The sequence below is a fragment of the Psychromonas hadalis ATCC BAA-638 genome, from assembly GCF_000420245.1.
GTDB lineage: Bacteria > Pseudomonadota > Gammaproteobacteria > Enterobacterales > Psychromonadaceae > Psychromonas > Psychromonas hadalis.
Map to the genome: position 1 here is coordinate 1 of NZ_ATUO01000012.1, position 14,926 is coordinate 14,926.

At 40.3% G+C, this 14,926-nt stretch carries 10 protein-coding genes; 3 read left to right on the top strand and 7 right to left on the bottom strand.

The features are described from left to right. Positions 1–613: 613 nt before the first annotated feature. From eno to mazG, 3 genes are all read right to left on the bottom strand, one after another. Positions 614–1,924 (bottom strand): phosphopyruvate hydratase, encoded by a 1,311-nt coding sequence (gene eno / locus G322_RS0102780; protein ID WP_022940290.1) that lies wholly within the window; start codon positions 1,922–1,924, stop codon positions 614–616. Between the two features lie 162 nt (positions 1,925–2,086). Next, positions 2,087–3,724, bottom strand: a complete 1,638-nt coding sequence (locus tag G322_RS0102785; protein ID WP_022940291.1) for a CTP synthase — start codon at positions 3,722–3,724, stop codon at positions 2,087–2,089. Positions 3,725–3,926: 202 nt separating this feature from the next. Next, positions 3,927–4,742, bottom strand: coding sequence for a nucleoside triphosphate pyrophosphohydrolase (gene mazG, locus G322_RS0102795; protein ID WP_022940293.1), 816 nt, complete (start codon positions 4,740–4,742; stop codon positions 3,927–3,929). Between the two features lie 100 nt (positions 4,743–4,842). Between mazG and G322_RS0102800 the strand changes: the two genes are divergently transcribed. Continuing rightward, complete coding sequence (locus G322_RS0102800) at positions 4,843–5,871, top strand: efflux RND transporter periplasmic adaptor subunit (protein WP_022940294.1); 1,029 nt, start codon at positions 4,843–4,845, stop codon at positions 5,869–5,871. Then, positions 5,871–9,056, top strand: coding sequence for an efflux RND transporter permease subunit (locus tag G322_RS0102805; RefSeq protein WP_022940295.1), 3,186 nt, complete (start codon positions 5,871–5,873; stop codon positions 9,054–9,056). The genes G322_RS0102800 and G322_RS0102805 overlap by 1 nt, the downstream gene beginning before the upstream one ends. A gap of 73 nt (positions 9,057–9,129) precedes the next feature. Here G322_RS0102805 and G322_RS0102810 read toward each other — a convergent pair whose 3' ends face one another. From G322_RS0102810 to frsA, 4 genes are all read right to left on the bottom strand, one after another. Further along, positions 9,130–10,377 (bottom strand): glutamate-5-semialdehyde dehydrogenase, encoded by a 1,248-nt coding sequence (locus G322_RS0102810; RefSeq protein ID WP_022940296.1) that lies wholly within the window; start codon positions 10,375–10,377, stop codon positions 9,130–9,132. Between the two features lie 34 nt (positions 10,378–10,411). Next, positions 10,412–11,533: a glutamate 5-kinase gene (gene proB, locus G322_RS0102815; protein ID WP_211217124.1), complete on the bottom strand. Its 1,122-nt coding sequence runs from the start codon at positions 11,531–11,533 to the stop codon at positions 10,412–10,414. A 90-nt stretch (positions 11,534–11,623) separates the two neighbouring features. Continuing rightward, positions 11,624–12,016, bottom strand: coding sequence for a sigma factor-binding protein Crl (gene crl / locus G322_RS0102820; RefSeq protein ID WP_022940298.1), 393 nt, complete (start codon positions 12,014–12,016; stop codon positions 11,624–11,626). A gap of 44 nt (positions 12,017–12,060) precedes the next feature. Beyond that, on the bottom strand, positions 12,061–13,320 hold the full coding sequence (frsA, locus tag G322_RS0102825) for an esterase FrsA (RefSeq protein ID WP_022940299.1): 1,260 nt from the start codon (positions 13,318–13,320) through the stop codon (positions 12,061–12,063). A 32-nt stretch (positions 13,321–13,352) separates the two neighbouring features. Here frsA and G322_RS0102830 point away from each other — a divergent pair, with 32 nt between their 5' ends. Continuing rightward, on the top strand, positions 13,353–14,546 hold the full coding sequence (locus tag G322_RS0102830; protein WP_022940300.1) for an NnrS family protein: 1,194 nt from the start codon (positions 13,353–13,355) through the stop codon (positions 14,544–14,546). The last annotated feature ends 380 nt before the right edge of the window (positions 14,547–14,926 follow it).

Below are 14,926 nucleotides of genomic sequence, written 5' to 3' on the forward strand. Positions count from 1 at the left end.
GGTCGTTCATTGAAATAGGGGGAACAAATTTGTTTTGCATTACCATAAATACCTAATTTATCAATCAAGTCAGCCTCCTTAAAGAGCAAACATAAAGCACAGAGTTATTAATATAAATGAAAACGGTTAATAATTCTAATATGAGGACGAAACATTAAGTTCAAAAGCATTTAACCACGAAGGCACAAAGAAAAAGGAAGTTAAAACCTAAGTTTTGGGGTTATTCGTGTCCTCTGTGTAGCGCAACGACTTCGTGGTGAATAGTTTGTAAGTGCAAGTTCAACAGCATTTAACCACGAAGGCACAAAGAAAAAGGAAGTTAAAACCTAAACCTATTTTTTGTTTTTTATTTTCTTCGTGTTCTCTGCATCGCATAGCGACTTCGTGGTGATGTTTTTTGGGCAAAAAAAATCCCCACCGGAGTGAGGATTTGTATTTAAACTAAGTCAGTTTAAATTTAGAAGTTAAATGTACCTTTAACTTCAGCAAGACTGAATTAAACGAAGGTGCTTTATCATCAAGCACAACTTAACTAAATCTACAGGCAAAAAAAATCCCCACATAAGTGAGGATTTCGTTTCAACAATAATCTTAACTAATAAGTTAGTTTAGATTAAAAGTTAAAAGTACCTTTAACTTCAGCAAGACCGTTATACGGTGCTTTATCACCTAACGCTTCTTCAATACGTAGAAGTTGGTTGTACTTAGCAACACGGTCAGAACGGCTTAAAGAACCCGTTTTGATTTGGCCAGCAGCAGTACCAACCGCTAGATCAGCAATAGTTGTATCTTCAGTTTCACCAGAACGATGAGAGATAACAGCAGTGAAACCAGCGGCTTTTGCCATTTTTATGGTTGCTAATGTTTCTGTTAGTGTACCGATTTGGTTAAGTTTGATTAAGATAGAGTTAGTAATACCTTCATCAATACCACGCTTAAAGATCTTAGGGTTTGTAACGAATAGATCATCACCCACTAATTGAATTTTATCACCAAGCAGTTCAGTTTGGTGCTTGAAACCAGCCCAATCAGACTCGTCAAGACCATCTTCGATAGAAACGATAGCAGGATAATCTTTAACAAGACCTTCAAGAAAGTAGTTGAACTCTTTAGCTGTGAATGTTTTACCTTCACCTTTAAGCTCATAGTTACCTGTTTCTTTGTTGTAAAACTCAGAAGCAGCACAATCCATCGCTAATGTTACGTCTTTACCTAATTCGTAACCTGCGTTTGCAACAGCAACTTTAATGGCAGCAAGTGCAGCAGCGTTAGACTCAAGGTTTGGCGCGAAACCACCTTCATCACCAACAGCCGTTGAGTGACCGTCTGCTTTAAGTACTTTAGCAAGACTATGGAAGATTTCAGCACCCATGCGTAAACCTTCACGGAAGTTTTTAGCGCCAACAGGTTGGATCATGAACTCTTGGATATCAACAGAGTTATCAGCATGCTCACCACCATTGATGATGTTCATCATTGGAAGAGGCATAGAGTAAACACCAGGAGTACCATTTAAGTCAGCAATGTGAGCATATAGAGGTACTTTCTTAGAGTTTGCAGCCGCTTTAGCCGCTGCTAGAGAAACAGCTAGAATTGCGTTTGCGCCAAATGTAGCTTTGTTTTCAGTACCGTCAAGGTCGATCATGATTTGATCAAGCTCTGCTTGTGCAAGTGCATCTTTACCTGCAAGTGCGTCAGCGATTGGGCCATTGATAGCGGCAACTGCTTTAAGTACACCTTTACCTAAGTAACGAGTTTTGTCACCGTCACGTAATTCTAATGCTTCACGTGAACCAGTAGAAGCACCTGATGGTGCAGCAGCCATACCGATAGAACCGTCTGCTAAATGAACTTCAGCTTCTACAGTTGGGTTACCACGTGAATCCATGATTTCACGACCAAGTACTTTTACGATATTAGACATAATGTTTCCTTTAGTATTTTAAAAATAAGTTTTCAATTTTTCTATTACATTTACTTACATTTTTTAGCAGATACAGACAAAAATTATCGAGACACTGCCTGTAACTTAATAACATCTTATTTGGTAAGTTTCTAACAAAAAACGATGTTCTGTCAACAAAAACTATTTAAATCGTCCTTGTTGATGATCTATCGCAGATTTTACAAAGCCTTTAAATAAAGGATGCCCATCACGCGGTGTTGAGGTAAATTCCGGATGGAACTGCACAGCCACAAACCAAGGGTGATCAGGCAGTTCAACAATTTCCACCAGTTTTTTATCTTCTGATAAACCCGTAATGGCTAATCCCGCTTTTTCAAGTATCGGTAAAAGGTTATTATTGACTTCATAACGATGACGATGACGCTCAAAAATTTCTTTTTCACCGTACATTTCAAAAACTTTAGAGCCCGCTTTTAGATGACATTTCTGAGCGCCGACACGCATTGTACCACCTAAGTCAGAGTTTTCAGTACGTTGTTCAACTTCACCAGATTTATCAATCCACTCAGTGATTAAACCAATAACAGGTTGCTCACATTGAGGTTCAAACTCTGTTGAGTGTGCATTTTTGAGCCCAGCTACATTACGTGCAAACTCAATTAATGCCACTTGCATGCCTAAACAGATGCCTAAATAAGGCACCTTGTGTTCACGTGCATATTTAGCGGCTAAAATTTTACCTTCAACACCACGAATACCAAATCCACCTGGGACTAAAATAGCATCAAGATCTTTCAAAATATCATCGCCTTTCACTTCAACATCTTGTGAATCGATATATTTTATGGTTACTTTTGCTGAGTTTTTAAGACCCGCGTGTTTAAGCGCTTCATTGACTGATTTATAAGCATCGGGTAGTTCAATATATTTACCCACCATGCCGATAACCACTTCACTGGAAGTATTTGCTTCCTCAGAAACAACTTGCTCCCACTCTTTGAGATCTGCTTCTGGGCAATCAAGACCAAAGCGTTGCACACAAATTTCATCTAATCCTTGCGCTTTTAGCAGTGCAGGAATTTTATAGATAGAATCTACATCACGTAATGAAATTACAGCTTTATCTTGAACATTACAAAATAGGGCGATTTTAGCGCGCTCATTAGCAGGAACAGCCACTTCACTACGACAGATAAGAATATCAGGTTGAATCCCTAAACTACGTAACTCTTTTACTGAGTGTTGTGTGGGCTTGGTTTTCACTTCACCAGCAGTTTTCAGATAAGGCAACAAGGTTAAATGTATAAACATGGCATTTTCACGACCTACTTTTAACCAGAGCTGACGAATTGCTTCGAGGAAAGGCTGTGATTCGATATCACCTACCGTGCCACCGAGTTCCACAATTGCCACTTGATGACCTTCACCACCGGCAACAATACGCTCTTGAATTTCGTTAGTGATATGCGGAATCACCTGAATCGTTGCACCAAGGTAATCACCACGACGCTCTTTGGCTAATACTTCAGAATAAACACGTCCTGTTGTAAAGTTATTACGTTTGGTCATCTTGGTGCGAATAAAACGCTCGTAGTGGCCTAAATCAAGATCCGTCTCTGCGCCATCATCGGTAACAAAAACTTCACCATGCTGCGTTGGGCTCATTGTGCCGGGGTCAACATTAATATATGGGTCAAGTTTTAAAATCGTTACATCAAGGCCACGCGCTTCTAAAATAGCAGCCAGCGAACCCGCTGCAATACCTTTACCCAGTGATGAAACAACACCACCCGTTACGAAAATATATTTTGTCGTCATAGTAACCCTGAAAATGTAAGATACAAAAGAAGCGCCATTTAATCGTTCAAAAACACAAACAACATCAGCTTATATAAGATAAGTGATGATTTCATGACAATTTTAAAACAGGAAGAAAATAGAGCATTTAGATGGGAATGCAGTATAGCAAAACCTCTCATTTTGGACAATCTTTTTAAAAAGATGTTGCAGTTTTTTAAGTTTATAATTTTTTAACCCAATTCCAAATATTTTCAAGTTCAGCCAAACTACACGCATTAATCTTTTTACCCTGTTTTAACACTTCAAGCTCCACCAGCCTAAAACGTTTTTCAAATTTCCTATTCGCTTGACGTAACACGGTTTCGGGATCAGCGTTTAAATGACGAACAAGGTTTACATTCGCAAACAGCAGATCACCCAACTCATCTTCAATACGCGCTTGTTTTTGCTGATCGGTTAAATCGGTACGTTTCACTTCGACTAAAACCTCATCTATCTCTTCGTGGATTTTAGCCACCACAGGCTCAAGTTCCGCCCAATCAAAACCCACATTGGCACAACGTTTTTGAATTTTATAAGCACGGTTTAGGGCAGGTAATGCCAGTGGAATATTATCGAGTACACTGTCAGGTTGCTTCATTAAATTGGCTTTTAAAAGACGCTCTTTTTGCTTCTCTTTCTCCCAATTAGCATGTATTGCTTGCTCGTTTTCAAATTCTGTTTGCGCAAAGACATGTGGATGACGACGCACTAACTTTTCATTGAGCGTTGCTAAAATATCAGAAAACTCAAAGAGTCCCTGCTCTTTGGCAATTTGTGCGTAAAACACCACTTGAAAAAGCAGGTCCCCCAACTCCCCTTTGAGATCAGAAAAATCTTGCAACTCAATGGCATCTGCCAACTCATAAACCTCTTCAATGGTATGTGGCACAACGGAAGCAAAGGTTTGTTTTTTGTCCCACGGACAGCCTGACTCGGGATCACGTAAACGGTGCATAATATTTAATAATGTATCTAAATGATTATCTTTTGTCATTATTCTCTCTTTTTTGTAGTTAATATATCAATAGACTTGATAATTAGGAAATACTTTATTAGAATAAACTAATAAAGTTAAACCTTAAAAAGGAACTATCATGCTCACTAAATATAATCAGCCACTTTCTGTTTTTATCAGCCTATTGTTTTCTCTCTTTTATAGCAATCAGCTTTTAGCCGATGCGCTATTTACGGTTAAAAACAGTCAAAAAGAGCAGGTGATCCAACTTGATGCCACCCTTGAAGCGATTAACAAAGCGACACTCTCTGCGCAAACCAGTGGGCGTATTGTTAAAATTAACTTTGACAGTAATGATTACGTAAACGAGGGCGAGGTATTACTTGAGATAACCAATAAAGAGCAAGGTGCAAAATTAGCAGCCAGTGAGGCTGACATTTTACGCGCAAAAGTGGCTTACAAAGAAGCACGTTTAACCTACGAACGTTATAAAAAGTTATTTCCTAAAGGGGCAATTTCTCAGGGCGACCTTGACCAAGCGGAAGCGGCCGCAAAAAGTAACCAACAGCAAATTAAAGCGGCAGAAGCGAATCTGATTCAAGCCAAAGAGTCATTAAATTACACCATCGTGCGCGCGCCTTTTTCTGGTGTAGTGACTGAGCGACATGTTGAAGTAGGTGAAACAATTAATCCCGGAGAGCCTCTATTTTCAGGGTTGTCGTTAGATAACTTACGCGCGGTTACCGCAATACCGCAACGCTACCTGATGGCACTGCGTGAAAATCCTGAATTTACTATTACCCTCAGTGACGGTAGTCAGTTATTTTCTGATCAAATCACCCTATTTAGTTATGCAGACCAACAAACACATACTTTTAAAGTGCGTATTGATCTGCCAAACAACGATAAATTGTTATTACCTGGCATGTGGGTAAAAGTCGCATTTATTAATGGCACTCGTCAAACAATCACCATCCCCACGAGCGCAGTATTAACCAACAATGAATTAACCGCGGTTTACCGTGATGTAAAAGGCAAAGCGGTATTAACACAAATTCGTTTAGGTAAAACACAAAATGGTTATATTGAAGTGTTAGCGGGCTTACAAGATGGCGATAAAATTAGCCTAGATGCTTATAAAACACGTCAAACGTTGGAGTTTAAATAATGTCAGATAAACTCGGTATTTCAGGCACTATAGCCAAATCATTTCAACACTCTGCCATCACCCCTTTGCTAGCGATTGTGGGTTTATTACTGGGTATCTTTGCCATTATTATTACCCCCAAAGAGGAAGAGCCACAAATAGATGTCACCTTTGCAGATATTTTCATCCCCTTTCCGGGCGCATCCCCCAAAGAGGTTGAGAACTTAATCACCATTCCGATGGAGCAGGTAATTTCAGAGATTAAAGGCATTGATATGACCTACTCATTTTCACAAAATGATGGGGCAATGATCATCGTTGTTTTTGACGTCGGCAAACAACGTAACGATGCCATTGTTAGCTTATATAACCAAATTTACTCCAACATGGACAAACTGCCACAAAATGCAGGCGTCGGACACCCGCTGATAAAACCACGCGCCATTGATGATGTGCCCGTCTCCTCGTTAACCTTATGGTCAAAAGACAGTTCCGTTACACCAGAGCAGTTAACACAGGTAGCACATGGCCTTGAGAGTGAGTTACAACAGGTTGATGGGACGCGTAATATTTTCACTGTTGGTGAACATCGACTAACAGTAAATGTGCGTATTGATCCCATTAAAATGAACAGTTTTGGGATCAGCTACAATCAGATTAATAATATATTAGTGAGTAATAACAGTAGCTCCCGCTCTGTCTCTTTAGTACAAAATAATCAACTGATTAAAATCAAAACAGGGCAATTTTTACAAAATATTAACCAGGTTAAAAACCTCATTGTTGCCATTAAAAACAATGCCCCAGTGTATTTAAAAGATGTCGCAGAGGTCAGTTTAGGCGCAGATATTTCCACCCAAAACGTAATGCATGGTGAAGCAGGCAAGCTTTATCCAGCGGTGACTATCGCGATTGCTAAACAACCCGGTAAAAATGCAGTAGATGTCACCAATGCCATAGCACAGCGTATTAATGAGCTTAAAAATGTGCTTATTCCTGACAATATCGAGGTGAGTATTTCACGTGATTACGGTGAAACGGCAAAAACAAAGTCTGATATGTTAATCACAAAGCTAATTTTTGCCACCAGCGGTGTCATTCTTTTAGTGTTTTTAACCATGGGCTGGCGTGAAGGCATTATTGTGGGGGTTGCAATCACCATCACGTTAACCATCACCCTCTTTGCATCATGGGCATACGGTTTTACCCTTAATCGCATCTCGCTATTTGCACTTATTTTCTCTATCGGCATTTTGGTGGACGATGCCATTGTGGTGGTAGAGAATATCCATCGACATATGAAAATGAGTGATAAGCCCCTTAAAGAGCTGATTCCGATAGCGGTCGATGAAGTAGGCGGACCCACCATTTTAGCCACCTTTACCGTTATTGCGGCACTCTTACCGATGGCATTTGTATCAGGCTTAATGGGTCCTTATATGAGTCCCATTCCTATTAATGCCAGTATGGGCATGCTTATCTCACTGACGGTTGCGTTCACACTATCACCTTGGTTAAGCTTGAAATTTTTAAAAAGACACACGCAAGACAAAAAAATAGATAAAAATAAAGACGATAATGCCTTTATGCAACGTCTGTTTACTCGTTTAATTGGGCCTTTTGTTCTCGGTGAAAAAGCCCGTTTACATCGCTACGGATTATTAGCGTCAATCGTTGTGCTGATCATACTGTCATTACTGCTTCCGTTTAATCAGTTAGTGGTCATGAAGATGTTACCTTTTGATAATAAATCAGAGTTCCAAATCACCGTTGATTTACCCGAAGGTAGCCCCGTTGAACAAACACAACGTTTGTTAGTTGAATTAAGCGAAGTGGTAAAAACGATTCCAGAGTTAAAAGATTTTCAACTTTATGCAGGCACAGCCGCACCAATTAACTTTAACGGCTTAATTCGCCATTATGATCTGCGCAACAGTGCTGAACTGGGTGATATTCAAGTCAACTTGGTGAATAAAAATTTCCGTGATCGTGATAGCCATGCCATTGCCAGCAGTGTTCGTTTTGAGCTACAAGCGATTGCCAAAGCCTATAACGCCAATGTAAAAGTAGTAGAAGTGCCACCCGGACCGCCAGTTTGGTCACCGATTGTTGCTGAAGTTTACGGCCCCAATGAAGCAATTCGTGAACAAACAGCTAAGCACTTATTAGCTATTTTTAATGATACCGATGATGTGGTTGATAGCGACATCATGCACCCAGAAGATCATGAAAAATGGTTAGTTGAGATAGATCGCGCTAAAGTTGCTCATTTATCACTGCCTTATGCAAGCATTGTGGATGCCATTGCAACATCAGTAGGGGGTAAAGATATCAATATCTTACACAGTGATAATCAAAAATACCCCATCCCTATTCGCCTACAATTAAAAGAGGGTGAAAAAGTTAATTTAGAGCAGATACTGAACTTGAAATTGGAAAGCCTAACGGGCGACCTTGTACCACTTTCAGAAGTGGTGAGCATCAAAAAAACCACGGTTAAAAAACCGATCATGCATAAAAACATGGTACCGATGATCATGATCACCGCCGATATGACTGGTGATCTCGATAGCCCCCTGTATGGCATGATGGATATCTCGCAAAATATGGCAGATAAAGGATTAGTCTTAAACCAGTACTTTATCAATCAACCCAAAGGCACCTCTGAAATTGCACTGTTATGGGATGGAGAGTGGAAAATTACCTATGAAACATTCCGAGACATGGGTATCGCTTATGCGTTTGGTATGATCCTGATTTACCTGTTAGTGGTTGCTCAGTTCAAATCTTATATTGTACCAATGATTATAATGGCGCCTATTCCACTCACTATTATTGGTGTATTACCGGGTCATGCACTATTAGAGCAACAGTTTACTGCTCCCTCAATGATAGGCATGATCGCATTGGCAGGTATCATTGTGCGTAACTCTATTTTACTGGTTGATTTTATTAATCATGAAACAGCGAGGGGAATGCCCTTCAAACAAGCGGTGATTCACTCTGGCGCAGTGCGTGCAAAACCAATTATTTTAACAGGACTTGCTGCCATGATAGGTGCATTTTTTATCTTGGATGATCCGATTTTTGGTGGGCTTGCAATCAGCCTTATCTTCGGTATTTTAATCTCAACCGTATTAACCTTGGTGGTTATTCCTGTACTGTATTACGCGTTTATGGCAAAGCGCTTTGAAAAAGAAACGTAAATAATAAAGTCGGGTCAGATCAAACTTACTGTGAGATTAATTAAGTTTGATCTGACCCGACTTTTTTTTCTTTTTAACTACGTACTAAATAATCACCTACACCAATCCATTTATAGGTAGTAAGCTCTTGTAAACCCATTGGCCCACGGGCATGTAGTTTCTGTGTTGAAACAGCAACTTCTGCGCCTAAACCAAATTGGCTACCATCGGTAAAACGGGTACTGGCATTGATATACACAGCGGCTGAGTCCACTGCATTGACAAACTGATTAGCAACGGTGAAATCGTTAGTTAATATACCATCCGAGTGCTGTGAGCTATGTGCGCGGATATGCGTTAATGCTTCACCCAAATCTGCAACGACTTTCACGCCAAGGTGCAGTGATAACCACTCACGGGAAAAATCGCCTTGCTGCGCAACGGTAGCATCGTCACCTAGAATGGCTTTCGCTTTTGGCTCTGCCACTAAGGTCACGCCTTGTGGTAATAGTTTAGCGGCTAGCTTTGGTAAAAATTCAGCTGCAATATCTGCTTGCACTAACAGTGTATCTAAGGAATTACACACCGATGGACGTTGCACTTTAGCATTTTCGATAATCGCTAATGCTTTCTCAACATCCACTGATTTTTCTGCAAACAGATGACAGATGCCAATACCACCAATGATCACGGGAATAGTACTGTTCTCTTTACAGAAGTTTTGTAGGCCAGAGTTGCCACGCGGGATGATCATATCAACATATTGATCCATTTTTAGTAGTTCACCCACTAAAGCACGATCGGTATTTTCAATGTATTGCACTGCTGTTCTTGGCAGACCAGAAGCTTCAAGGGCATCTTGAATCACTTTCACTAAAACAAGATTAGAATTAATGGTTTCTTTACCACCACGTAAAATACTGGCATTACCTGTTTTCAAACAAAGTGCTGCAATATCGATGGTTACATTAGGACGCGCTTCATAGATAACACCAATCACCCCCACTGGCACACGGCGCTTACACAGTTTTAAACCGCTCTCTAACAGTTTGCTATCAAACTCTTCACCCACAGGGTCACTCAAATTAATCACACTGCGTAGGTCGCCAATAATGCCTGCTAAACGGCTTTTATCGAGTAATAATCGATCTAATAGCGCGTCTGTTAATCCCGCTTTTTTACCCGCTTCAATGTCTTTTTTATTAGCATCAATGATCAGTTGTTCATTTGCTTCAAGTGCCAGCGCAATCGCTTCAAGTGCTGCATTTTTTTTTGTACTATCAGCAATGGCTAATTCATAACTTGCGGTTTGTGCTTGTTTTCCAATTTCTAATAAACTCATTATTTTCCCTCTAATCTTATATAGATAAACCTGTTTACAGCAACACTAAATCATCACGATGGATAACCACCGTGCCATGTTCAAACCCTAAAATAGTTTCTATTTGATCTGAATGCTGACCTTTGATTTTTTCGATATCAATACTTTTATAGCGCACCACACCGCGCGCAATTTCATTACCCGCTTGATTGCAGATAAGTACCACATAACCCCGTAAAAAAGTCTCTTCGGTGGTGATAATCCCTTTTGCAAGTAAACTGCTACCCGATGTGATTAATGCTTGCTCTGCCCCTTGATCAACAATAATTTTCCCTGCAATACGAGAGCCCGCAAATATCCAATTTTTACGCGCTTCCAAACGGCTATTTTTAGAGACAAAACGTGTGCCCACGGGTTTATTATCAACCGCTTCTAAAATAACATTTTTTTTATGCCCAGAAGCGATAACCACTTCAATACCGGCACGATGTGCAACCGTTGCAGACTCTATTTTAGTGGCCATGCCTCCCGTGCCAAGACCGCCGACACTACCGCCAGCAAGCGCATGAATTTCATCGGTAATTTCAGCTATTTCTGGGATCAATTTTGCATCAGGGTTATTACGTGGATCTTCAGTGAATAGACCCGCTTGATCAGTTAATAACAACAAAAGATCTGCATCTGCTAATAATCCCACTAATGCAGAAAGGTTGTCGTTGTCTCCCACTTTTATTTCGCTGGTTGCCACCGCATCATTTTCATTAATTAATGGAATAATACGATGATGTAACAATGTATTTAGCGTATCACGCGCATTTAAAAAACGTACTTTATCATCAAGATCTGCACGGGTTAATAACATCTGACCGACATATAAGCCATAAATTTTAAACAGGGTTTCCCATACACGCACTAATTTGCCTTGACCCACAGCCGCTAACATCTGTTTATTCGCAATCGTAGGGGCAATATCGGGCATATTAAGGTGCTCTTTTCCGGCGGCAATTGCACCCGATGTCACCACCACAATATTGTGCCCTTGCTTATGTAATACTGCACATTGACGCACAATTTCAACCATATGCGCACGATCGAGTTTTGCCGTACCACTAGTAAGTACACTTGTACCTAGTTTTACAACAATGGTTTTTCTTTTAGTATTTTTTCTAATATTGATTTTCATAGCAGAATCATTTTCTTAAAAGCAAAAAAAACAGCAAGGGCAAAAGCCGTTGCTGTTTTAGTATACCATTATTGATAGTTAGGTTTAAGCTTCTGTTAACGCAACCTCTAGTGGCGCGAGACAAAAACCAGTTTGCGTTTCGATAAGTGATTTCAAACGTTCAATAAAAAGCTCGAAAGAATCATCAAGTTGCTTTTGATCTTTCTTTTTAATCTTGCAAACAACCCAATTACCTTCAAGGTTATATTTACCATCATAACGCTCATAATCAAAACCGTTTTCATTACGTGTTACCACTAACCACCAGCCATAAAACTCACGGTTTTCAGGCTCTTTTTCAGCATCAAGACAAATTTCTAAACAGTCAAAAAAGAAAGAACTTTCAGTTGATTGTAACTTTCTAAAATAGGGACCTAAATCGGTGAAAAGCTTAAATAGACGCCCTCGAGATGGAGATAATGGTAGCGTTGCTGTCATAATGACCTGTTCCTAAAAGAGAAAGTAAAGATGTAATCTACCACTCACTCCGCAAGATGTCTTGTTAACCACTGGGCAGAATAACTCAAAGAGTTTAAGTATGATTCAAAAATGGGAGCTTTATCAATAATACGCGCCTCACCTTGATAACTTGCACGGGCAATTAATTTAAGATCGGATTCATCACACATCACATCATCTTTATGTCCGATGCTCAATAATGGCGTTTCGATACGCCTGCGATGTAGAAGACCCTGCTTAATCAGCGAAAAAGGCACACAGTGTTGATAGAGAATATCGGTATCAGAGTGGCTGACTTGCATACGTGACGCCATGCAGTCTAATAACATCGGGGGTAACTTTTTAAAATTGTCTAACTTATCAAATATTGTCCCCACGGCAGCGCCAACAGCAACCACCGATTTCACTGCTTTTGGCTCTAAAAAAGCTAAGCGGGTGGCGATATTCCCCCCGAAACGCATGCCCATTAAGGCAATACGACCATGGTCAACCCAAGGCACCTCTTTGAGATAATGAATAATCGCTTGATGCAAGTTGGAAGAGTCTTGTTCCAGTTGAATTTGTGAGGAGTGGCCAATACCCGGTAGGTCAACGGTTAACATTGCAATGCCCGCAGGGGCAAGATCTTTTTCAAACAGCGGTAATAACTCACACTGCAAGGTATCAAGTCCTCCACTGACAATCACCACCGGATGAATGCAATCGGTATGAGGCAGGTGCAGGTAACAACTGATCTGCTTACCTTTAAAAGGAACTTTTATCTCTTTAAGCACGGCATCACTGTTATGTTTAAATGCCTCACGGTAATTACTAAATGCGAGTACCTGCGCTTGTATGCTTAATTCATCACCTTTAAGATGCGGATAGCTAGCGATGCTATAGAGTTGCGATGCACTGTAATAGGCCTCTTTTGCTAACAGATCAAGCCCTTGTTTGGAAAATTCATTACCTTTCTTCTGATAGCTCATCCCCTTTTGTGTCCACTCATAACTCCAGTTACCAGAACGAAAACCAATCACAGTATCTAAGATATCTTCATTGCTACGTTTATTTTTTGATGCACTAATGTGCGAAAGCACCTCATAACAATCGAGCAGTTCCACCCCTTGCCATGCCCATAACATAAACTTTAACAGGCGATACCAACCATCTTGGGATTCGCCCTCCATAATAACATTATGCAATTTATGGTTTTTTTTCGAACCAGAATTAGCGATAATTGTGGAAGTCTCTTGTACATTAAGCTTTTGAGAAAATAATTTTTCAGATAAGTTTTCAGACATAAATATTCATCATAAATAAAATAGGGAAAAAGATGATACAGATTACCGACAATGCCCAAGAACAGCAATTATTGCCACTGTTTCGTTTAGGCTTTCGTCCATTTTTTTTAGCTGGCGCACTGTTTGCCATTGTTAGTATGGTTTTATGGGGCATGTTACTTTCAGGAAAAATAACATTAGCTTCACAACTCCCAAGCACACAATGGCATGCTCATGAAATGTTATTTGGCTTTGCGGGCGCCATTATTTTAGGCTTCTTGCTGACCGCCGTGCAAAACTGGACAGGTTATCCTGGGCTCAAAGGTAAAAAATTAGCACTGCTCTTTACCTTGTGGTTACTCGCGCGTTTTGCCATGTTTCTGCTACCACCGGATATTTTCTGGTTAACCATGATCTTGGAGCTAAGCTGGATGCCACTGGCAGCCCTCGTTTTAGCACAAGCGGTATTTCACGCCAAGCAATGGCGCAACCTATTTTTCGTGCCACTACTCTTAGTGATGACCCTACTCAACGCCGTTAGTTTGATTGGTTTTCAACGTTACGATTACATCATGTCGCAACACGCAATTTGGAGCATGCTGTTTTTAGTGTTCTTTATTATTGCCATGATGGGTGGACGTGTTATCCCATTTTTCACCTCAAAAGGGACAGGCACAGAAAAAGTTCAAGCAATTCAAGCCTTAGAGTATTTAGCACTTGTACCGCTTCTTTTGCTGGCTATATTTACTTGGTTTCCAAGTTTATCGATTGTTTCAGGTCTATTAGCTCTGCTTGCTGGGGTTGCTAATTTAATACGTGTTATCCGCTGGAAACCCGTATTAACATTGCCTGTGCCACTGCTTTGGTCACTGCATCTAAGTTACCTACTGCTTTCAACAGGTTTACTGTTTTATGCCTTAGCCCTGTTTGTACCCAGCTTTAATGCCACCACTATGATTCATCTCACCGCGATTTCTGGGTTTGGCGGGGTAATTTTAGCGATGATAAGCCGTGTCTCTTTAGGCCACACAGGTCGCCCTCTCATTGCATCAAAATGGATGAGTATTGCCTTTGCTGCCACGGCACTTTCAGGCTTAGTACGCATGATTTTTCCTTTTTTGATGCCCGACTTAATCTTAATGGCATACTGGATAAGCATCCTTTTCTGGTGTTGTGCGTTTAGTTTGTTTGTACTATTTTATGCAAAGATGCTGCTTTCAGCACGACTTGATAAACGACCGGGTTAACAAGTCGTACTGTTTTAAGATGGTTTTTTGCTATGAGCAAGACCAAAAGCAATTAACCACGAAGGCACGAAGGAAGAGGAAGTTAAATTTTTTTTTTTTTTGGACGTGAAACTTTAGTTTCGCCTTTACTATCGGCTACAGGCGCAACTAAAGCAGCACTTCCTAATCATGATAAGTGGCTTCGTGGTGAGTTGTTTGTAAGTGCAAGTTAACCATTACCGTTCACTTGGAATCGGGACTTCAGTCCTGCGCTTTTGGTTTTGAACTGTTAAAAATAGGCAGGACTGAAGTCCCACTGGCAACAAGGCAAAGCAATTAACCACGAAGGAAGTGATCACAAAGTAAAAGCCTCTTTATAACAAAATGGACACTATATTGTC